Origin of the sequence: Paludibacillus litoralis (genome assembly GCF_037646705.1) — a bacterium.
In the GTDB taxonomy this organism is placed as follows: Bacteria; Pseudomonadota; Alphaproteobacteria; order Rhodobacterales; family Rhodobacteraceae; genus Pikeienuella; species Pikeienuella litoralis.
Map to the genome: position 1 here is coordinate 485,043 of NZ_JBBHER010000003.1, position 19,091 is coordinate 504,133.

Consider the following 19,091-nt stretch of genomic DNA (forward strand, 5'->3'; position numbering starts at 1 on the left):
GCCCGGACGGCGCCGCGGCGTCTTGACGGCGCGGGGCGCGGCGCTTGTCCGAAGGAGGCGCCGCCGTTAATTGAGGGCCGAAGGAGAATGCCCCGATGAGCAAGAGAGCGATCTTCGAAGAGGTTGGCGCGGGCGGCGCCGTCGCCGCCGCAAGGCCCGGCGCCGCGGATGCGCGGAAGGCCGCGGCGCGCCGGACGATCCGGATCTGGCTGGTCGTTCTCGGGCTCCTGGTCGCGGCGATGGTCGTCGTCGGCGGATTGACCCGGATGACCGGCAGCGGCCTGTCGATCACGGAATGGAATGTCATTCTCGGCGCGGTGCCGCCGCTCTCGACGGCGGATTGGGAGCGCGCCTTCCAAGCCTACCAGACGACCGACCAGTTCCGCCTGCAGAATTCATGGATGACGCTGGCCGATTTCAAGCCGATCTTCTGGTGGGAATGGGCGCATCGGTTTCTGGGCCGCCTGATCGGCGTCGTCTGGCTGCTCCCGCTGCTCTGGTTCGCGGCCCGGCGGATGATCCCGCGCGGCTGGGGGCCGCGGCTGGTGCTGATCGGGTGTCTCGGCGGCCTTCAGGGGGCGATCGGCTGGTGGATGGTGTGGTCCGGGCTTTCGGATCGGGTCGAGGTCGCGCCCTATCGGCTGATGACGCATCTTGGCGTCGCGTTCCTCATCTTCGCGCTCATCGCCTGGTTCGTCTACGGGCTCGGCCGTGAGGAATGGGAGCTGCTTCAGGCCCGTCGGCGGCGGACGGCGGCGCATCTGCGGTGGGCGCGGGCGGCGGTGGCGGCGCTTTTCATCCAGATCCTTCTCGGCGCGCTCGTCGCCGGGACGAACGGCTGGGCGGGCTGGAACACCTGGCCCCTGATGGATGGCGCGCTGATGGCGCCGGAGGCGCTGACGATGGCGCCTTTCTGGCACAACTTCTTCGAAAACCCGGCGATGACGCAATTCGTGCATCGCTCATGGGCGTTCATGGCGTTGGCGGCGGCGCTGATCTTCGCCGTGAAGGCGCGGCGCGGCGCGCATGGCGCCACCCGCCGCTGGGCGGGCTGGCTCATGGCTGGGGTTCTCGCTCAGGCCGGGCTCGGGATCGCGGCGTTGCTTCTGGCCGCGCCGCTTTCGGTGGCGGCGGCGCATCAGATCGGCGCGCTGGCGCTCCTCGCGCTGGCGCTGAGGGCGATGTTCGAGGCGGCCTATCCCTCGGCGCAGAAAATCACGGCCTGAGTCCGACGGCGCGGCGGACATCGGCGGGGGTCCAGCCGGCGGCTCTGAGCGCCGCGAGCGAGACGTCGTCGGCGCGTTTCGCCAGCCGCCGCCCCGCCTTGTCGCGGATGAGCCGGTGGTGGCGGTAGACCGGCGCGGGGAGGCCGAGGAGAGTCTGCAGGAGCCGGTGAACGCCGGTCGCGCTGAAAAGATCGGCGCCGCGCGTCACATGGGTGACGCCCTGTTCGGCGTCGTCGACGACCACCGCCAGATGATAGGCGGCGGCGGCGTCTTTGCGCATCAGGACGACATCGCCGAATTCCGCGGCGAGCGCGCCGGCCTCGACCGAAATCTCGCCGGTCTCTCCGTGCGGCCCCGCGCCGATCTCCTGAAACGCGAGCGGCGCCGCGCGCCTGGCGGCGCGCGCGACGTCGAGCCGGATGGCGGCCGGCCCAGGCGGCGCGCCATGGAGGCGGCAGCGGCAGACGCCGGGATGGACCGGCGCCCCGCCTTCCTGCGGCGCGGCGGCGGCGGCGATGTCGCGGCGGGTGCAGGCGCACCGATAGGTGAGCCCCATCGCGCCGAGCCGCGCCAGCGCCGCCCGATACGCCGGGCCGCGGTCCGATTGCCGGAGAACGGGCGTGGGCCAATCCAGCCCGAGCCAGAGCAAGTCCTCGACTATCCCGGCTTCGAATTCGGCCCGCGCGCGCCCCTGATCGAGGTCTTCGATGCGAAGAAGGAACCGGCCCCGCGCGGCCCGGGCCGCGCCGAAGGCGGTGAGCGCGGAGAAGGCGTGCCCGAGATGGAGCCGACCGGTGGGCGAGGGGGCGAAGCGTTCGACATGCATGGCCGCGATCAGGCTCGCGGCCGGGCGCGCCGTCAAGCCCGGCGCCGCCCCCCGGCGGGGCGCCCCTTGACGAAACCGCCCCGCGCCGGCCTTCTCCGCGCATGAGGATCATCGAGACCGAGCAGGATGTCGCCGAAGGCGCGGCGGCGCTGGCCGCGTCCTGCCCGCGCATGGCGGCGGCGCTGGCCGTCATCGGCCGGCCGCCGCTTCGGCGCCGGGCGGACGGGTTTTCGGCGCTCTTGCAGACGATTGTCGGCCAGCAGGTCTCCACCGCCGCCGCCGCCGGGATCTGGGCGCGGCTGGAGGCCGAGGGCCTGACGGCGGAGGACGCCGTGCGCGCCGCTTCCGACGACGCGCTGCGCGCCGCCGGCCTCTCGCGGGCGAAGGCGCGCTATGCGGCGGCGCTGGCCGAGGCGCGGCTCGATTACGCCGCGCTCCGCGCGATGCCGGAGGCGGAGGCGATGGCGGCGCTCACCGCGGTTCCCGGCGTCGGGCGCTGGACGGGGGAAATCTATCTCATGTTCGCGGTCGGCCGGGCGGACGTGTTCGCGCCGGGCGATCTCGCGCTTCGCGAGGCGGCGCGCGCGCTTTTCGAGATGGAGGCGCGCCCGTCGATCGCGGCGCTTGACGAGATGGCGCTGGCGTGGCGCCCGTGGCGCGCCGTTGCCGCGCGCATCCTCTTCGCCTATTACCGCGCTCTGAAGGGCCGGGAGGGCGTCACATGAGCATACTGTCAGGGCCGCGCGCAGCGGCGCGGTCGGGCGCCGCGCGCTCGCTGGTGATCTTTCTGCATGGATACGGCGCGGACGGGGCCGATCTCTTCGGGTTGGCGGAGGCGCTGGCGCCGCATTTGCCGGACACCGCGTTTCGCTCGCCGAACGCGCCGGAGCCGTGCGCGGTGAACCCGGGCGGGCGGCAATGGTTTCCGATCTCGTGGCTGGACGGGACCCCCGAGGCGGAGATGCGCGCAGGCGCGCGCCGGTCCGCCGCGACCCTGGCCGCCTATCTCGCCGAAGCGATGGAGGAGGAGGGCGTCGCGGCGGATCGCACCGTTCTCGTCGGATTTTCGCAAGGCACGATGATGAGTCTCTCGGTCGGGCTCCGGGCGCCGTCGCAACTCGCCGGCATCGTCGGCTTTTCCGGCAAGCTGGTCATCGACGAGGAGGAGGGGCCGATCTCCTCATATCCGCCGGTGTTGCTCATTCATGGCGATCAGGACGAGGTGATCCCGGTCGAAGCGATCCACGAGGCGCGCGCCGGGCTGGCGGCGGCCGGCGTGCCGGTCACCTGGCATATCAGCCCCGGCGTGGGACACGGGATCGGGCCCGACGGGCTCCGGTTGGCGCTGGATTTCATCAGCCGCGTGGTGTCGCCGACGAAAAGCTGACTGCGGCGCCGCTTCCGGCCGACGCTGCGGGCAGGCGCGCCGAATTCACGTTGCGGGCGCCTGTTGTCGCTTGATCCCGACTTGCGTGCATATATAGTGCGCATACGGTTCGTGAAATGGGCGGGAGTGATGCGACCCAGAAGCCGGTGCTCGGTATGATCGGAACGGCGGCGATGAACTTCGTTCGCTCGCCCGGGCGGCTGCGAGATCACCCCGCGCTGGTCCTGAACGCCGACTATCGCCCGCTTTCCTATTTTCCGCTGTCGCTCTGGCCCTGGCAGGAGGCGGTCAAGGCCTGCTTTCTGGATCGGGTGCAGATCGTCGCGGAATATGACGAGGTCGTGCACAGCCCGTCGGTGGAGATGCGGATTCCATCGGTCGTCGTGTTGCGGGACTATGTGCGCCCGGCGCTTTATCCGGCGTTCACCAGGTTCAATCTCTTCCTGAGGGACGAGTTCACCTGCCAGTATTGCGGCGCCTCCGGGGATATGACCTTCGATCATGTGACGCCCCGCTCGAAGGGCGGGCGCACGACCTGGGAGAATGTCGTGGCGTCCTGCCCGGCGTGCAATCTCGCCAAGGCCGATCGATCGCCGTCGGAGGCGCGGATGACGCTCCGCCGCCAGCCGCGCCGGCCGATGGCTGAGTCGCTTCGGAACGTCGGCAGGAAATTTCCGCCGCATCATCTGCACAAGAGCTGGCTGGATTTTCTCTACTGGGACACCGAGCTCGAAGCGTAGGCGCGCGCCGCGCCCGCCCAGACGACCGCGAGCGCGGCCGAGAGGACGCCGTTCCAGCCCGCCATCGAAACGCCGAGAAAACTCCAGGCGACCTCGTCGCAGCGCACCAGCGGCGCCGCCTTCAGCCGCGCCACCACCTCCGCGGGCGTCAGCCCGGCGACGGAGCCGCCGGTGCATGTGGAGGGCCCGTCCCAGTATCCGAGCTCGACCCCCGCGTGAAAGCCGCCGAGCCCGGAGCCGATCGCGAGCGCCAGCGCGCCGAGGAGAAGCGCCAGCCCGCCCGGCCGCCCCGGACCCGCCAGATACCCGGCGACGCCGAGCCCGATCGCGATGGCGTGCGGCCAGCGTTGCCAGAGGCACATGTGGCAGGGAAGCAAACCGCCGACATATTGGCTGAAGAGCGCGCCGCCAAGCATCGCGGCGGGCCCGAGCGCGACGAGAAGCGGGAGCGCGCGGCGGGTCATGCGAGGTAGCCCGCGGCGACGAAGCCGCCGATGAGCAGGATGACGAACACGGTCGCCGTCAGCCCCAGCCGTTTCTCGATGAAGGCGCGGATCGGCGGCCCGACCCGCCAGAGCAGCGCCGAGACCAGGAAGAAGATCCCGAATCGGGCGATCGCGCTGGCGACAAGAAAGGTCGGAAAGCCGAGCCCGGTCGCGCCGGAGAGGATGGTGATGATCTTGAACGGAAACGGCGTGACGCCGGCCACAAGCACCGCCCAGGCGCCGTATGCGTTGTATTTCAGCGCGAAGGCGTCGAACCGGTCGGCGTAGCCGTAGAAGTCCAGAACCGGCCGGCCGATGCTGTCGAAGGCGAACGCGCCAAGCGCGTATCCGAAAACGCCGCCAGCCACCGAGGCGGCCGATGCGACCAGCGCGATCCGCGCCCAGGCCCGCGGCTTCGCGATCACCATGGGAATCAGCAACGCGTGCGGCGGAATCGGAAAGAACGAGCTTTCGACGAAGCTGACGATGGCGAGCGCCCAGAGCGCATGGCGCGTCTCCGCGAGAGAGATGGTCCAATCGTAAAGGCGACGCAGCATGGTCGTCGCCGATAGCAGCGCCGCGCCCCGCTGTCCATGCGATCCGGCGCCTGTTCGGCCGATGACGCGCCTTATTCGAATTGGCGCCGGCGCGGCGCTTGGTGCCCGGCGCGCCTTTCGTATACAAATCATCCGATGTTCATCCCTAGCCGCCAGAGGGCCCGTGCGAGAAGCGCAAGGAACGCCGGTGATCGAAGTGCGCGCCTTGGGCGCGACCACCCTTCATGTCCCGCCATCGCGCGTCGCCGCGCCTCTGGGGATGAAGGCGCTCGCGCTTCTGGTCTATCTCGCCGATAACGCGCCGAGGCCGGTGACCCGCGACGCCTTGGCCGAACTGCTGTGGGAGCGCGTCCCTCCGGCTCAGGGCAGGGGAAGCCTGCGCCAGGAGATTCGCCGGATCAAGAAAACCCTCGGCGACGAGACATTCAACAAAGCCTTCACGGTTTCGGACAACCAGATCGGCCTCGTCGACGGCGCGTTCAGCTACGACGCCGGCGAGATGGAGAGCGCCGCGGCCGCGGACGCCGCCGAAGGGCTGGCGCGGGTCCTTGCGCTTTATGGCGGAGATTTCCTTGGCGACAACGCGTCGCGCGCGGACAGTTTCCAGCATTGGGCGACGGAGCGGCGGGAGTATTTCAAGGATACGGCGGTCGCCGCCTTGTCCCGGCTCGGGGTTCTCGATCTGGAGGCTGGCCGGACCGACCGCGCGCAGCGGGCCGCGGACCGGATCATCGCCATCGATCCGCTGCATGAGCCGGGGCACGAGATCCTGATCCGGTGCCATCTGGCGAATGGAAGACGGGGGCAGGCGCGGGCCCATTTCGAGCGGTTCCGCGCGTTGATGCTGCGGGAGCTGGCGATCGAGCCGATGCGCGAGATCGCCGCCCTCGTCGCGCCCGGCGCCGCGCCCGCCGCGCGCAAACCGGCTGCGGCGGGGGGCGAGGATGGCGCGCGCCCGATGATCGCCGTCCTCAACGTCAGCTCTCCGATGGCCAAGGAACACGCCTATCTCGCTGGCGGCGTGGTGGATCAGATCGTCGCCAACCTGTTGAAGACCGCGTGGATTCGCGTCGCGTCGCTCAGCCCGGGATTGTTTTCGCAAAGCGGCTCGGGCGTTGAAATCGGCCAGCGCGACCTTCGCGATTACGCCGACTACGTCCTTCGCGTCGACGTGCGGGTGGCGGCGGACCGGATCGCGATCGCGGCGATGCTGACCCGGGTCGCCGACGGCGCCGCGATTTTCTCCGACACGATGGAGGATGAATTCGCCGAACTTCTCACCCTGCAGCGCCGCGTCGCGCTCCGGATCGCCTCGGTTTTCGAGCCGCTGGTGCTCGACGATCAGGCGCGCCGGGAAGCGGCGGTGAATTGGAGCGAGACGGAGGATCTCAATCACTGGCGTCTCCTGATGCGGGCGCGCTGGCTGTTCTGGACCACGACGCGCGAGAACAATCTCGAGGCGCGCCGGATTCTGATCCGGGCGCTGAAGACGGATCCGAGAAACGTCCCGACCCATTGCATCCTCGCCTTCTCGCACATGCTCGACGCTTGGAGCGACTGGACCGCCGATATCGACGGCGCCGTCGGAGAGGCGCGGAACTGGGCGGAGAAGGCGGTTCAGATCGCGCCGAACGACGGGTGGGCGCAGTTCGCGCTCGGCGTCGCCTGTTCGGCGCCGGAGACGCTGGAGCAGGCGCGGGACCGGCTTCTTCATGCGCTCCGCCTCGCGCCGTCGCTGGTCGCCGCGACCGGCGAACTCGCGCGGGTTCTGGTGTGCCTGGACGAGACCGCGGAGGCCCGGCGGCTGGCGGATGAGGCGCTCGCGCTTTCGCCCTATGATCAGCATGCGGGCCTCTGGCTGCGCACGAAAGCGCTTGCGCACTGGCTGGAGGGGGATCTGGCCTCGGCGCTGGACCTCATCGACTTCGCGTTGATCGTGCGGCCGGGGTGGCCTCAGAATCACTATCTTCGCGCGGCGATCCTCGCCGAAATGGGCGACGACCCGGCGGCCCGGACGGCGCTCGGGCGGGGTGTGGAGCTGATGGGGTCCTATTCCGACGCGGCGCTCCGCATTGGCCATCCTTTCCGCGACAGGGCGCATTACGCGCGGCTGGTCAGGGCGCTGAACCGCGCCGGGGGCGGCTTCGCCGGCTGACTGAAATGCGATTTGCGGCGCTCACCCCGTCGCGGCGCCGCCAAGGATCCAGAGCCACCCCGCCACCGAGACGACCGAGGCCGCGGTCGCGATGATGATGGTGGATGCGACCTCCCCTGTCGCGCGGTCGTAAATCGAGGAGAAGACATACACGTTCACTCCCGGCGCCATCGCCGCCATCACCGTCGCGGAGCGCACGAAGCCCGGCTCCAGATTGAAGACATGGTGCGTGAGAACGAACGCGATCGCGGGATGGACGATGATCGAGAGAAACGTGACCGTCATCGCCTCGCCGAGGGCCGACCGGATGCGGTAGCGGCTCAGAACGGCGCCAAGAGCGAAAAGCGCCGTCGGCAGCGCCGCCCGGGCGACCATCTCCGCAGCCGCGGAGACCGGCCCCGGCAACGGCAGGCCGCTGAAATTATATGCTATTCCCGCGGCGCTGGCCATTGTTATGGCGTTGTGGAACATGCCCCGCGCGGTGACCTGGATGGTGGCGGCGAAGCTCCGCCCGTCGGCGCGGAGAAACTCCATGGTGGTGATGCCGATCAGATAGCAGGCCGGGGCGTGAAGCGCGATCAGCGCGTAGTTCGGCGCCAGCGATTCGGCGCCGTAAGCCCGCTCCATGATCGGCAATCCGAGAAGCACGGAGTTGGAGAAGAGCGCGCCGAAGCCGATGGCGACGCTTTCGCCCGGACGGCGGTGAAAGATGCGCCGCGCCGCGACATAGCCGAGCGCGAAACAGATGATCGCGCCGCCGTAGAAGCTGACGATCAGCCGCGGGTCGAAGACCCTGCTGAAATCCAGCCGGAACAGCGCGAGAAAAAGCAGGCACGGTATGGCGAAACTCTGCGCGAATCCCATCAGCGCGGAGACGCCCGTCTCGGGAAAGAACCGGTATTTCGCGGCGAGGTAGCCGGCGCCCACGATCAGAAAGACCGGCAGGACCGTGTTGAGAATGTTCAGCATGGCCAGACGCCATCGGCCGCAAGGCGCGCCGACGCGTCAGATCGGGAATTCAAGCCGCATGCCGTCAAAAGCCGGCTCCACATGGGCGGGGATCTCCGTTTTCACGGTTTCGTAATCGATATCGATATGCATGTTCGTGATCACGGCTCTCGGCGCGCCCGACCGTTCGATCCATTCCAGAGACTGCGCGAGATGGGTGTGCGTCGGGTGCGGCTTGTAGCGGAGCGCGTCGAGAACCCAGCATTCGATCCCGTCGATTTCGGCCCAGGCTTCATCAGTCATCTGCGCGACGTCGGGGAGATAGGCGAGCGGGCCGATCCGGAAGCCGAGCGCGTCGATCGAGCCGTGGTTCACCCGGAACGGGCGCGCCGTCACCGGGCCGCCCGCGCCGTCGATGGTGATCGGGCCGTCGAGAAGCCGAAGGTCGAGGATCGGCGGGTAGGGGCTCCCCTCGGGCTGGATGAAGGCGTAGCCAAACCGCGCAAGCAGCGAGTCCGATGTCTTCCGGTCGGCCCAGACCGGCAGACGCTGGTGCTGGTTGAAGACGATCATCCTGAGATCGTCGAGGCCGTGGACATGGTCGGCGTGCTCGTGGGTGTAGAGCACGGCGTCGAGATTGCCGACGCCCGCGTCGAGCAATTGCTGACGGAGATCGGGCGACGTGTCGATCAGCACGCGGGTCGCGGCGTCGCCCTCGAACCGCTCGACCAGCATCGAGCAGCGCCGGCGGAAATTCTTCGGGTTTGAGGGGTCGCACTGGCCCCAGCGCCCGCCGAGGCGCGGCACGCCGCCGGAGGAGCCGCAGCCGAGGATGGTGAAGCGGAGCGTTCCCATCAGGAGGCGCCCGCGCCGGTCCAGGCCGCGGCCTTGGCGAACAGCCGCTCGAAATTGGCGGTGGTGGCGGCGGCGAATTCCGGAAAGGGGAGGCCCTTCACCCGCGCGCCGACGGCGGCGGTGAGCGCGGTGTAGGCGGGCTCGCATGGCTTGCCCCGGTGCGGCGGGGGCGCGAGATAGGGCGAGTCGGTCTCGACCAGGATCCGCTCCAGCGGCGCCGCGGCGAAGACCGCGCGCACCGCATCCGCGGATTTGAAGGTGGCGACCCCCGACATCGAGAGATAGAATCCGAGGTCGAGCGCGACCTCCGCGAGAGCCGCGCCGGAAGAAAAACAATGCATGACGCATGAATAGGCGCCGTTGGCGTGCTCCTCCGCCAGGATCCGCGCCATGTCGTCGTCGGCGTCGCGCGAATGAATGATCAGCGGCAGCCCGGTGCGCCGCGCGGCCTCGATATGCACGCGGAGGCTTCGCTGCTGCGCGGCGGCGCTCTCGGCCGTATAGTGATAGTCCAGCCCGGTCTCGCCGACGCCGACCATTTTCGGATGGGCGGCGAGCGCGACGATCTCCGCCACCGTCGCCTCCTTCTCCGTGGCGACATTCATCGGATGAACGCCGGCGGCGAAAAACACGCCTTCGTGCGCCTCGGCGATGGCGCGGACGGACGGCGCGGAGGGCAGGCGGGTGCAGATCGTGACCATGCGCCGGACCCCGGACGCGGCGGCGCGGGCGACGACGTCAGGCAGATCTCCGGCGAGATCGGGAAAGTCGAGATGACAGTGGCTGTCCACCAGTTCGGGAGGCATTGTTCGCTCCGGGCGCTTTATCTTGTCGGTTAAACGGGGCGCGCGCGGATTTTTCGGGCGGCGGCGTCAAACATGAAGAAGATATCCAGCATGACCATCGCAGGGTCAAGGTTGACCGTCTGCGCGCGCGCGGCCTTTTCCTGAATCCCGCTGGCGAGGTCGGCCCAGGCGCGGGCGGCGGCGGGATCCGGGGCGAGCTTCGCGAAAATCGCCCCCTCGTCGGGCGCCGCGGGGCTGGCGAGGCCGAGCGCGCCCGCCCGCGCCAGCCGCGCGAGAAGGATATCCATCAGCCGCAACGTGAGATCGAACATCTCCGCCTTCTCGCGCCCGGCGCAGGCGTCGGCGATCGCGATCATCTCCCGGCGGTCCATGTCCGGGGCGCCGGCGATCAGCCGAACGAGGCGGCGATAGAGCTTCGGGCCGTCCGCCTCGACCAGCCGCGCCGCCTCTCCCGCGGCGCCGTCGGCGAGGATGGCGAGCGCATCGAGATCGTCGGCGGGCGCCACGCCCGCGTCCGCGAGGGCGGCGGCGAGATCCGCCGGCCCGAGCGGAGAGAGCCTCAACGTCCGGCAGCGGGAGCGGATCGTCGGCAAGAGGCGCGCCGGCGCATGTGAGACGAGCAGAAGAAGCGCGCGCGGCGGCGGCTCCTCCAGAAGTTTCAGGATCGCGTTGGCGGCGGCCCCGTTCATCTCCTCCGCCGCGTCGACGATGGCGACGCGCCAGCCGCCATCCGTCGCGGTGAGCTGAAAGAAGCTCTTGAGGCGCCGGACGTCGTCGACCCGGATTCGCGTCGCCAGCTTGCCGGTCTTGGCGTCGGCCATCCGCCGGAGCGTGAAGAGCCGCGGCTCCGCCCCGGCGGCGACGCGCCGCGCGACCGCGTGATCGGCGGGAAGATCCAGCGTCTCCGGCGGCGCCGCCGCTTCGAGAAGCCCGCCGCCGTCATCCGACGCCAGCCTGCGGCGCGCGATCCGGTAAGCCAGCGTCGCCTTGCCGATCCCACGCGGCCCGGTCAGAAGCCAGGCGTGATGGAGCCGTCCCGCGCCCCACGCTTCGAGAAACGAGGCCTCGGCGGCGCTCTGGCCGTAAAGCGCGCGCGTCTCTCGCGGGTGCGGCAGATGGCCGACGCGGTCGGCCTCCGCGGGCGCGTCCTCCTCCGCCATCAGCGGAGCGCCGGCGAGATCGCGGCCCAGACGCGCTCCGCGACCTCCGCTTCCGGCCCGGACGCGTCGATCAGCCTGCAGCGGCCCGGCTCCGCCGCGGCGAGGTCGCGGAAGATGGCGCGAAGCCGGATCTGGAAGGCCTCTCCGAGCCGCTCGAAGCGCTCCTCGTCGCCCGCGCGGGCGAGGCCGCGCGTCAGGGCTTCGCCTGGCTCCATGTCGAAGATCAGCGTGAGCGCGGGGTCGAGGCCGATGGTCCGCTCGTGGAGGAGGTCGATCAGCTCGCGCGCGGCGCCGGGGCCGCCGGGGCGGGCCGCCGCCTGATAGGCGCGGGTCGAATCGGTGAACCGGTCGCAGACCACCACCGCGCCCCGATCCAGCGCGGGGCGGATCGTCCGCTCCAGATGGTCGCGCCTTGCGGCGAAAAACAGCAGCGTCTCCGTCACCGGCGACCAGCGCGCGGGATCGCCGGTGAGAAGAAGGCGGCGGATCTCCTCCGCGCCGGGCGCGCCGCCGGGCTCGCGCGTCAGCACAACTTCATGGCCCGCCGCGCGCAAACGCTCCGCGAGCCGCCGCGCCTGGGTGCTCTTGCCGGCGCCGTCTACCCCTTCAATGGTGAAGAACACCCCCGCCATCAGGTCGGCTAGTCGCTCAGGCCGGGCACGCCCCGGCCCCGCAGTAGCGTGCGGGCGGCGGCCTTGACCCGGGTGAAAAGGCCGCCCTTTTCGACCGCCGCCGCCGCGATGAGCGGCGTCGCAACCGGCGCCAGCCCCGGCGCCTCGACGACCAACTCGCCGATCGGGTCGCCCGCCGCGATCGGCGCCGCCACCGGGCCTTCGTAGCGGATGGTCGTCTTTATGTCGTCGACGCCGTTCCAGGGCGCGGTGGCGATCACGTCATGCGCCGGCGTCAACGGCACGCTGGCCTCCTCGCCGACCCAGACCTCGGCCTCGCCGACGACCTGCCCGGCGGTGGCGATGCGTTCCGTCCGGAACTCGCGGAACGCCCAGGTCAGAATGCGTTCGGCCTCCTGGCTGCGCGCCGCCATGCTTTCGAGGCCGGTGATGACGAAGCCGATGCGGCGCCCGTCGCGGATCGCGGAGCCCGTGAGCCCGTAGCCCGCCTCTTCCGTGTGTCCGGTCTTCAGCCCGTCGGCGCCGAGATCGAGATAGAGAAGCGGGTTGCGGTTCTGTTGCTTGACGCCGTCCCACTCGAATTCGGTCTCGGCGAAGATCGGGTAGTATTCGGGGAACTCCTCAACCATCCGCTTCGTGAGGATGTAGAGATCGCGCGCCGACATCCGGTGATTTTCGGCCGGCCAGCCGGTGGCGTTGGTGAAGGTGGAGTTGGTCATCCCCAGCTCGCGCGCGCGGGCGGTCATTTTCTCGGCGAAGGCCGCCTCGGACCCGGCCAGCCCCTCGGCCAGCACCACGCAGGCGTCATTGCCCGATTGCACGATGACGCCGCGCAGAAGATCCCCGATCCGGACCCGGTCGCCGGCGCGCACGAACATCCGGCTGCCGCCCATCTTCCACGCCTTTTCCGAGACGGGGAACGTCTCATCCAGCGAGAGCCGCCCCGATTGCAGCGCTTCGAAGGTCATGTTGAGCGTCATCAGCTTCGACATCGACGCCGGCGGCAGCGGCTGATCGGCGTTCTTCTCCAGAAGAATGGCGCCGCTGGTCATGTCGACGACGATCGCCGAGCGGGCTGCCGTATCGAAGGCGCCGGCAGGCGGGGCCAACATCAGCATGGCGAAGAGCGAAATTAGAAAACGGCTCATGGCGTCACCTCGATTGCGTCGACAACCCCCTCCGCCTCGGCGGCGGCGCGCGCGGCGGCGATCTCGCCATCCGCGAGCGGACCGATGAGGATGATGTTGATGTTTTCCGCTCCGGCGCCGCCGCGGATCCGATGGGCCGGCTGTCCGCGGGCGCGGAGCCGCTCGGCGAGCGCCGCGGCGTTGGCCTCGATCTTGAAAACGCCGACCTGAAGATAGGCGCCGTCGGAGGGCGGCGCGGCGGCGCGGCCCGGGCGCGCGCGCGGCGCGGGCGCCCGCGTGTCGAGGGCGGCCGTTTTCTGGGCGGGCGCCTCCAGCGTCGGCCGCGGGAGCGGCGGAGTTGGCGCGTCGGCGCTTCGGCGCGCCGTCGGCGGAACGGCGCTCGGGGCGGGAGACGCGGCCGCGATCTGCGTGGCCTCGATCGGCGCCTCCGGGGCGGCGGCTTCGATCGGGCGCGCGCTGGCCTCGTCGAGCAGGTCGATGGGCGCTTCGGCGCCGCCGATCGCGGTGATGGCGATCTCGGTCGGCTCTCCCGGCGTCACCCCCAGCGTATGAGCGGCTTCGGACGATATGAGGATCGACGGGCCGGGCGTCTCGGCGTCGCGCGGGAACATCGCGCTCTCGGTCTCGCGCCCGGTCTGCGTGTTGCGAACTCTGACGCGCTGCGCGCGCTTCGCCCTCGGATGCGCGATCCAGACCCCTTCAAGCGTCGCGGCGCCGTCCCATATCGTCAGGCCGGTCGTCTCGAAGCGGTCGGGCGTGGGCGGCGGCGTCGGCGCGGCGGCGGGCGGCGGCGCGGACTCCGCGGTTCGCGCGGCCGACTTGATGAAATGCGCGCCGAGTTCGGTCTCCGCGCAGCCGGAAAGCGCGGAGACGCAGATCGCCGCGGTCACGGCCCGCCCCACCGCACCAAAGGAAAGGTTCATCCCCAATGTCTCCGCCTCAGGGTGCACCGCCGACTACCGCGACGTTCGCGCCAGCCTATCGCAATCCAGGCGCGATGAAAACCGCGCGCGGCGCTGGACGGCGTGACGCCGCCCGGATAGAAACCCGCACTGTCAAGGTCCGCCACGCGCTTGGCCGACCCTGAGGAGAGATGGCAGAGTGGTCGATTGCGGCGGTCTTGAAAACCGTTGAGCCGAGAGGCTCCCAGGGTTCGAATCCCTGTCTCTCCGCCATGACTTGATTGCACTCTAAGCACAAAACATTGTGATTAAACGATAATCGAAAATCAGGCCGGATTACTGGCCATTTTTGCTCCACAATTTGCTCCACAAATTCCAGCGCTGCGTCGTCTTTTGGCGCTCCCCGCCCACACTGATGCGCCCCGGCCGAAGCCGGAGCGCTGACGGCTCTTGCGGGTTCCTCTACCGCTTCGCCGAGAGGCTGCGTCGCCGGCGGATATCATGTTCAGCGACGATGAGATCCGCGACTCGGTGGGAGAGCGCAAGGGCGTCGGCGAGGAAGCCCTGGAGGCGGACGATCCGCTGCTCCATCGGTGGATCATCCGCCGTGAACCCGGAGAGATACTCCAGCGCTTCTTCGACGGCTTCGCGAAAATCGTCGTCGAGAACCTGTCGTTTCCGGACGAGATCGGCCAGCATTCGAAAGGTGGGGTCGAGCACCCCCTCGGCGATGGATTCCGCTTCATAGGCGCGCACCGCGGCGCGGGCGGCGGCGATGGCGTCGGCGGTGGAGATCGCCGCCCGGGCCAATTCGTCGGGCCGAGCCTCGGCGGTGAAGACGAGATGGCGGTGCGTGTTCTGGGTGGAAAAGCTGTTCGGAAGCAGCGTGGTGATGTCGATCGACATTTGGATGTTCTCTTTCATTTGGATGAAGCGCAGCCGGGATCGTCCGGGCCACATCAGGTGGGCCCGGACGGGTCTTGGTCTGCGGAGTTCAGGAAAGACTCAGGTGCTGGTCGCAGGCCTGCGCCGGCCCGGCCAGCGGTGCTCGACCTTGACCGGGCGCGGCTCGGTGCGGCGATGGCGGGCCGGCTGCGTCTTCCGCCGCCTGGATCGGTGATCGGCGGCGATGTCGGCTTCGGCTTGAATCCGGGCGCGCACCCTGTTCATGCGCTCGAAGGCGTCGCCCGAGAGGCGGCCCATCACCGGAGCGCCGGTCGCGGCCCAGAAAACGATCCCCGGATGATCGAGGGAGACCAGCAACCGCCGCGCTCCGACGAAGCGGGTCGAGCGACGCAGGCCGGAGGCCAGAGCCTCCGCCTTGCTCAACCGGATTTCATAGCCGTGGTTGGCCTTGGTGTAGGCGCTGGTGCCGTAAGCCAGCATGGCGTAGCGGCGCTCGCCCAGCCGGGCGATGTCGAGCACCAGGCAAGGCCGCTTCTTGGGCGACTCGTCCGAGCCCTCGACGGGGAAGCGGAAGCTGATGATGTCGCCCCAGGTGAGCGTCTCCCGCCAGTCGGCTGGGCTGATGGCGATGGCGGGCGTGGATGTAATAGTGTCGAGCATGTGCGGTCTTTCGCGTTGAGTTGATCAAGGCGACGCGCACGAACCAGAGAGACCCCGGGCGACCCGTGTAGCAGCACAAGGCGTGAAACCTTGCCCGGCAGCCTCTTTTCCCCCTCATTTTCAGAGGCGATCCGCTTCGTGCGCGTCATCACGAACGCGCACGGAACGGCTCGAATCTTCTCACTGCGATCTCGAAGCGGATCGCGGATCAACGCGGCCGCCTTGGCGGCCGGCGGCATTCGGGGAGAGCGTCGAGAGGGGGCGCCCCTCTCGATTTCTGTGGTTCTGGGTTTGGATAGTTACGATCAGGAAATTCGAATTGAACTGAGAACTGAACCTAACCAATGATGAGCGCGTTTTCGGCGCTTTGCTGACGTTCGCTTCACGGGCTTCGCCGCAACGCGGGTTGCCGATAGCGGACGTTGCCGGCCTGACCCAAACAGGCATTGGATACTTGGCGGGCGCTTCCCCAGCCGCGGTTAAACGGATCAGAACCGCAGTCGAGGATCAACCGGCGCGGCCATCAACAGTTTCCGTGAAAATATTCAATACGACCTGATTGTCTTCATAGATCCTTCTTCGAAGATCTTCATTATCCGCAATGAAATCCGCAACATCGAGATATAGGTAAGACGAGCAGCTGAACACTCGCCCTCCTTGGAGCTGAGCGACTTTATTGGCCTGATCTAATTTTGCCATCGCCTTTTGAAGATCACCCAGAACTCCGTCAAGAACCGCTTGACATTGGATAAAATTCGCGTCCGCATGAGCCCCCCTGGTTGGCATGAGTACGTTCAGCTCATCCGCGGCACCTACATCTGGCTCACCAGACAAACCCCACATCGCAACAAATCGATTGAACCTGGCAGCTAGAGTGGGGGCGGCACTCTCTGCATTGAGATCGCCGAACTGAACCACCGCCTCCGCGAACCGGCCACAGCCGATGAGGGCAAGTCCGAGATGATGGCGGGCGTGCCCCAATTCAGGCGCGGACTCATCATACGTGGCCAAAGTAGTCATAAGCTGGTTAGCGAATTTTTTCAGATGCCGTCTGTCTCTCTGCGCAACTTCTGCAATCGAGTTTAGGATCGGAAGGCCGAGATCGCGTCGTTCAAGTAATTTACCGATCGCGTCATCATAGTCTTTGTCGGTCCGCTCAAGCATTCGTAGGGCAGACGTTACCTCAGCGCCCGAACTATTTTCATGCTGCAAGATATAACGAAGGTCGACAATAGATTCATCTGTCATATTGATCGCTTGGAAGGCTCGGGCACGAACTCCCCTGAGGCGAGCACTATTATCGCCCAAGTCAATCGCGACAGACAAAGCGGCTATGTTGCCCTCAAGATCACCGATGGCGGCTCGAATGCGCGCCACAAGGACCGCGATGTCGCGATTGCGCATGTGCAGAGAGAATATATGATCTATTTTGGACGCAATTTCGTCCCTCGTCTTCTTCAATTTTTGGCGCGGCTCGTTCTTTACCTCTTTGAGCATCCTTTGCAAGGCTAATTTAGCCCCCTCTGCGTCTTCAACATTGTGAGCGATGATGCTTCGCGAGAGGTCTGCGTATTCCTTTGCAAGGCGCGAATTCGGCCTGTCTTGTGCAAATATGCCGTGTGATAGCACATGGAGGCTTCCATAGTGATGGACGAGATTGAGGGCGTCGCGATCATAGCCGAGCCGGTCTGATGCAGTCAGAAGAAGGTCGCTGAGAATGTGTTGCTCATCGTCAAGGTCCGGCACATTTGCTGCGCAGAAAACTAGCTCGACCGGACGCCTGCGCCGGGACTGGTCATTCCGCACTTCTTCTATGATTGGCGCAAGGCCCAAGATGTTCTGCATTGTCGGGAGGTACATGGCGACGACGAGATCGGGAAGTTGCCGTGTGCAGATGCCACCAACGTCCGTGTACCCTGTTCGGCTATCGACCAGGACGTAGTCGAATCCGTACTGTTCGAACGTATGCCATTGCTGCTTTAAGTCCTCGAAAAGCAGATAGCCCTTCTCCTTTTCGTAAAGCGTTTTCCAATCTATCGAAGCAAGTTTGCGAGAATAGTCGATCGTCGACGCATCTCCTGCAGGCATCAACCAAATCGTGCTGTCGCCATGGTCGCTACGATAAATGTACTCTGACGAATTTGGGGCAATTCCCGTCTCCCTGTACTGTGAAATATAGTCCACAAGCCCGCGTTCAACATTTAAATTCGATAGGTGTCCATAATTCGGGAGGCTGGGTGCTTCGAGGTCGAAATCGACAACGAGCACACGCTTGCCCTTCTGAGCAAGGAGCGTCGCGACGTTGGCCAAGGCCATAGTGCGGCCGACCCCGCCCTTGTATGAGTAAAACGTGACGGTATACATGTCAGTTTACGCGCGCGGACGCAGCTGAAACAGCGCTGCATCGGAGATCATGTGAACTTTGATTTCCGTCCTGAAAACCGGTGTAAACCGCCTCTTTTCCGCCTCTTGGCGACCTGTGTTATTAGCCACTCGCCGCAAGAGGCTGTCCATTGAAGCGTTCTGGACAACCGCGCCAGTTTCCCAGCGTTTGACAGATGCCAAGCCGGCATTGATCTTTGCCGCTAAAGCCTTCTGTGTGAGTTGCAGCCCTCTGCGGATAGCCTTGATCTCTGATGGTGACAGTCGGCCAAGATAATTACAGACGGCCTCGTGTCGCGCTATTTCACCTTCCTCTCCGAGCAACACCTCTCCGCAGGCCCGACAATACTCGACAGGCACATCGGCCGTAAGGAGTACATCTCGGCGGCTGTCGGCATAAATGAATTGCTGAGTCTCTATCCTCCTTTCGATAGAGGCAGCACCACACATAACACATGTATCTTTAGCGGTCTTTTTCGTCATTGAAGTCTCCCAATTCTTACGCTCACGTGAAAGCTCCGGCCTATTACGCAACCTGAACCCATTTGAAGCTTAATATAAATCTTCTCCGCCGCGACGCCGTCACTTTTAAGTACGTACCCTTTCTTTCCCGGCGGTTTGTTGAGCATGATCACTTCAACTGGATATCCAGAGTCCAGCAGATCCGCTACAAATAGCCATGCCCCCTCATCCGTAAATGCCTTACCGGTCTCAGGGTGCCTAACTTGCTGCGGAGCCCAGTGAGTGGGCAAGGTTGACGAAAATGCGCTCTTACGCGTACGCCGGCTACGGCAAAACTTGGCGAGCTCCTTTCGTAAGCCCTCATCAATCGTCATGGCGACTCTCTTCGACGAGCCGCCGCCTCGGTATCATATGATGCCGGGGCGGGCTGGCGTCAACACGAATGCGATGTTCGCCGGCGCTTCTGGGCTTATGGGTGATGCCATGGCGGAGCGAGACAAGCCCCGCTACGCGCGCCGCTTCTACGGCCCCCACACGTTTTATCAAGCTGTTCGCAGGCATCTTGGCCAACCGTGCGGTCGGCTCCGGGTCATGATGTCGTCCGCAGTGTGAATACACTACGCGTGTATGGATTCGCGCATGCTTCCGGCAACAGAGCCGCATGAGATAATGCGCAAGATACGAAGGTGAGGCCGCAATGGAAGCCTCGTTCGCCCAAGACGAACACAGCGATTCCCGTGAGCCAGGATTATGGGTCTCAAGATTAATCATCCTGTGGTAATAGCCGTCATGCAGTTCGCGGGCTACCCTGCACATTCACAATGTACAAACAGGAAAAAAGACCGAGCCCAATC

19 protein-coding genes and 1 tRNA gene are annotated in these 19,091 nt (G+C 66.6%); 6 read left to right on the forward strand and 14 right to left on the reverse strand.

What is annotated here, in order from left to right:
* The first annotated feature begins 95 nt into the window (after positions 1 to 95).
* Positions 96 to 1,226 carry a COX15/CtaA family protein gene (locus tag WG921_RS06745; RefSeq protein WP_340108437.1) on the forward strand — a complete coding sequence of 377 codons (1,131 nt, stop codon included), beginning with the start codon at positions 96 to 98 and terminating at the stop codon, positions 1,224 to 1,226.
* Here WG921_RS06745 and gluQRS read toward each other — a convergent pair.
* On the reverse strand, positions 1,216 to 2,052 hold the full coding sequence (gluQRS, locus tag WG921_RS06750) for a tRNA glutamyl-Q(34) synthetase GluQRS (RefSeq protein WP_340108481.1): 837 nt from the start codon (positions 2,050 to 2,052) through the stop codon (positions 1,216 to 1,218). The genes WG921_RS06745 and gluQRS overlap by 11 nt on opposite strands.
* Before the next feature lie 101 nt (positions 2,053 to 2,153).
* Between gluQRS and WG921_RS06755 the strand changes: the two genes are divergently transcribed.
* From WG921_RS06755 to WG921_RS06765, 3 genes are all read left to right on the forward strand, one after another.
* Positions 2,154 to 2,777, forward strand: a complete 624-nt coding sequence (locus WG921_RS06755; RefSeq protein WP_340108438.1) for a DNA-3-methyladenine glycosylase family protein — start codon at positions 2,154 to 2,156, stop codon at positions 2,775 to 2,777.
* On the forward strand, positions 2,774 to 3,439 hold the full coding sequence (locus tag WG921_RS06760; RefSeq protein WP_340108439.1) for an alpha/beta hydrolase: 666 nt from the start codon (positions 2,774 to 2,776) through the stop codon (positions 3,437 to 3,439). Before WG921_RS06755 ends, WG921_RS06760 begins: the two co-directional genes overlap by 4 nt.
* 116 nt (positions 3,440 to 3,555) lie before the next feature.
* On the forward strand, positions 3,556 to 4,179 hold the full coding sequence (locus WG921_RS06765) for an HNH endonuclease (RefSeq protein WP_413788563.1): 624 nt from the start codon (positions 3,556 to 3,558) through the stop codon (positions 4,177 to 4,179).
* Here the strand turns inward: WG921_RS06765 and WG921_RS06770 are convergent.
* Together WG921_RS06770 and WG921_RS06775 are read right to left on the reverse strand one after the other, a co-directional pair.
* Positions 4,152 to 4,643, reverse strand: a complete 492-nt coding sequence (locus tag WG921_RS06770; protein ID WP_340108440.1) for a disulfide bond formation protein B — start codon at positions 4,641 to 4,643, stop codon at positions 4,152 to 4,154. The genes WG921_RS06765 and WG921_RS06770 overlap by 28 nt on opposite strands.
* Positions 4,640 to 5,221, reverse strand: a complete 582-nt coding sequence (locus tag WG921_RS06775) for a YqaA family protein (protein ID WP_340108441.1) — start codon at positions 5,219 to 5,221, stop codon at positions 4,640 to 4,642. Before WG921_RS06775 ends, WG921_RS06770 begins: the two co-directional genes overlap by 4 nt.
* 187 nt (positions 5,222 to 5,408) lie before the next feature.
* Here WG921_RS06775 and WG921_RS06780 point away from each other — a divergent pair, with 187 nt between their 5' ends.
* On the forward strand, positions 5,409 to 7,376 hold the full coding sequence (locus WG921_RS06780) for a BTAD domain-containing putative transcriptional regulator (protein ID WP_340108442.1): 1,968 nt from the start codon (positions 5,409 to 5,411) through the stop codon (positions 7,374 to 7,376).
* Positions 7,377 to 7,397: 21 nt separating this feature from the next.
* On the opposite strand, the gene WG921_RS06785 is transcribed toward WG921_RS06780, so the two are convergent.
* The 7 genes from WG921_RS06785 to WG921_RS06815 are packed head-to-tail and all read right to left on the reverse strand — an operon-like array spanning position 7,398 to position 13,848.
* Positions 7,398 to 8,345, reverse strand: a complete 948-nt coding sequence (locus tag WG921_RS06785) for an AEC family transporter (protein WP_340108443.1) — start codon at positions 8,343 to 8,345, stop codon at positions 7,398 to 7,400.
* Positions 8,346 to 8,381: 36 nt separating this feature from the next.
* Entirely contained in the window at positions 8,382 to 9,179 is a 798-nt protein-coding gene (locus WG921_RS06790; RefSeq protein WP_340108444.1) for an MBL fold metallo-hydrolase, read from the reverse strand.
* A complete protein-coding gene (locus WG921_RS06795) occupies positions 9,179 to 9,985 on the reverse strand; it encodes a TatD family hydrolase (protein ID WP_340108445.1) in 807 nt (268 codons plus the stop codon). Before WG921_RS06795 ends, WG921_RS06790 begins: the two co-directional genes overlap by 1 nt.
* A gap of 29 nt (positions 9,986 to 10,014) precedes the next feature.
* Positions 10,015 to 11,145, reverse strand: a complete 1,131-nt coding sequence (locus tag WG921_RS06800; protein WP_340108446.1) for a DNA polymerase III subunit delta' — start codon at positions 11,143 to 11,145, stop codon at positions 10,015 to 10,017.
* Positions 11,145 to 11,777 (reverse strand): dTMP kinase, encoded by a 633-nt coding sequence (gene tmk / locus WG921_RS06805; RefSeq protein WP_340108447.1) that lies wholly within the window; start codon positions 11,775 to 11,777, stop codon positions 11,145 to 11,147. Before tmk ends, WG921_RS06800 begins: the two co-directional genes overlap by 1 nt.
* Before the next feature lie 8 nt (positions 11,778 to 11,785).
* Positions 11,786 to 12,925, reverse strand: coding sequence for a D-alanyl-D-alanine carboxypeptidase family protein (locus WG921_RS06810; protein WP_340108448.1), 1,140 nt, complete (start codon positions 12,923 to 12,925; stop codon positions 11,786 to 11,788).
* Positions 12,922 to 13,848, reverse strand: coding sequence for an SPOR domain-containing protein (locus WG921_RS06815; protein WP_340108449.1), 927 nt, complete (start codon positions 13,846 to 13,848; stop codon positions 12,922 to 12,924). Before WG921_RS06815 ends, WG921_RS06810 begins: the two co-directional genes overlap by 4 nt.
* 164 nt (positions 13,849 to 14,012) lie before the next feature.
* On the opposite strand from WG921_RS06815, the gene WG921_RS06820 reads away from it, so the two are divergent.
* Positions 14,013 to 14,100 (forward strand) — tRNA-Ser (locus tag WG921_RS06820).
* Positions 14,101 to 14,289: 189 nt separating this feature from the next.
* Here the strand turns inward: WG921_RS06820 and WG921_RS06825 are convergent.
* The 4 genes from WG921_RS06825 to WG921_RS06840 form a co-directional block, all read right to left on the reverse strand.
* Complete coding sequence (locus WG921_RS06825) at positions 14,290 to 14,733, reverse strand: hypothetical protein (RefSeq protein WP_340108450.1); 444 nt, start codon at positions 14,731 to 14,733, stop codon at positions 14,290 to 14,292.
* A gap of 99 nt (positions 14,734 to 14,832) precedes the next feature.
* Positions 14,833 to 15,393 (reverse strand): hypothetical protein, encoded by a 561-nt coding sequence (locus WG921_RS06830; protein ID WP_340108451.1) that lies wholly within the window; start codon positions 15,391 to 15,393, stop codon positions 14,833 to 14,835.
* A 507-nt stretch (positions 15,394 to 15,900) separates the two neighbouring features.
* On the reverse strand, positions 15,901 to 17,757 hold the full coding sequence (locus WG921_RS06835) for a KGGVGR-motif variant AAA ATPase (RefSeq protein ID WP_340108452.1): 1,857 nt from the start codon (positions 17,755 to 17,757) through the stop codon (positions 15,901 to 15,903).
* A 6-nt stretch (positions 17,758 to 17,763) separates the two neighbouring features.
* Positions 17,764 to 18,258 carry a type II TA system antitoxin MqsA family protein gene (locus WG921_RS06840; RefSeq protein ID WP_340108453.1) on the reverse strand — a complete coding sequence of 165 codons (495 nt, stop codon included), beginning with the start codon at positions 18,256 to 18,258 and terminating at the stop codon, positions 17,764 to 17,766.
* Positions 18,259 to 19,091 lie beyond the last annotated feature (833 nt).

Coding starts and splice junctions, on each gene's coding strand:
- WG921_RS06745 (WP_340108437.1), top strand. CDS start 96: ATGAGCAAGAGAGCGATCTTCGAAGAGGTTGGCGCGGGCGGCGCCGTC.
- gluQRS (WP_340108481.1), bottom strand. CDS start 2,052: ATGCATGTCGAACGCTTCGCCCCCTCGCCCACCGGTCGGCTCCATCTC.
- WG921_RS06755 (WP_340108438.1), top strand. CDS start 2,154: ATGAGGATCATCGAGACCGAGCAGGATGTCGCCGAAGGCGCGGCGGCG.
- WG921_RS06760 (WP_340108439.1), top strand. CDS start 2,774: ATGAGCATACTGTCAGGGCCGCGCGCAGCGGCGCGGTCGGGCGCCGCG.
- WG921_RS06765 (WP_413788563.1), top strand. CDS start 3,556: ATGGGCGGGAGTGATGCGACCCAGAAGCCGGTGCTCGGTATGATCGGA.
- WG921_RS06770 (WP_340108440.1), bottom strand. CDS start 4,643: ATGACCCGCCGCGCGCTCCCGCTTCTCGTCGCGCTCGGGCCCGCCGCG.
- WG921_RS06775 (WP_340108441.1), bottom strand. CDS start 5,221: ATGCTGCGTCGCCTTTACGATTGGACCATCTCTCTCGCGGAGACGCGC.
- WG921_RS06785 (WP_340108443.1), bottom strand. CDS start 8,345: ATGCTGAACATTCTCAACACGGTCCTGCCGGTCTTTCTGATCGTGGGC.
- WG921_RS06790 (WP_340108444.1), bottom strand. CDS start 9,179: ATGGGAACGCTCCGCTTCACCATCCTCGGCTGCGGCTCCTCCGGCGGC.
- WG921_RS06795 (WP_340108445.1), bottom strand. CDS start 9,985: ATGCCTCCCGAACTGGTGGACAGCCACTGTCATCTCGACTTTCCCGAT.
- WG921_RS06800 (WP_340108446.1), bottom strand. CDS start 11,145: ATGGCGGAGGAGGACGCGCCCGCGGAGGCCGACCGCGTCGGCCATCTG.
- tmk (WP_340108447.1), bottom strand. CDS start 11,777: ATGGCGGGGGTGTTCTTCACCATTGAAGGGGTAGACGGCGCCGGCAAG.
- WG921_RS06810 (WP_340108448.1), bottom strand. CDS start 12,925: ATGAGCCGTTTTCTAATTTCGCTCTTCGCCATGCTGATGTTGGCCCCG.
- WG921_RS06815 (WP_340108449.1), bottom strand. CDS start 13,848: ATGAACCTTTCCTTTGGTGCGGTGGGGCGGGCCGTGACCGCGGCGATC.
- WG921_RS06825 (WP_340108450.1), bottom strand. CDS start 14,733: ATGTCGATCGACATCACCACGCTGCTTCCGAACAGCTTTTCCACCCAG.
- WG921_RS06830 (WP_340108451.1), bottom strand. CDS start 15,393: ATGCTCGACACTATTACATCCACGCCCGCCATCGCCATCAGCCCAGCC.
- WG921_RS06835 (WP_340108452.1), bottom strand. CDS start 17,757: ATGTATACCGTCACGTTTTACTCATACAAGGGCGGGGTCGGCCGCACT.
- WG921_RS06840 (WP_340108453.1), bottom strand. CDS start 18,258: ATGACGAAAAAGACCGCTAAAGATACATGTGTTATGTGTGGTGCTGCC.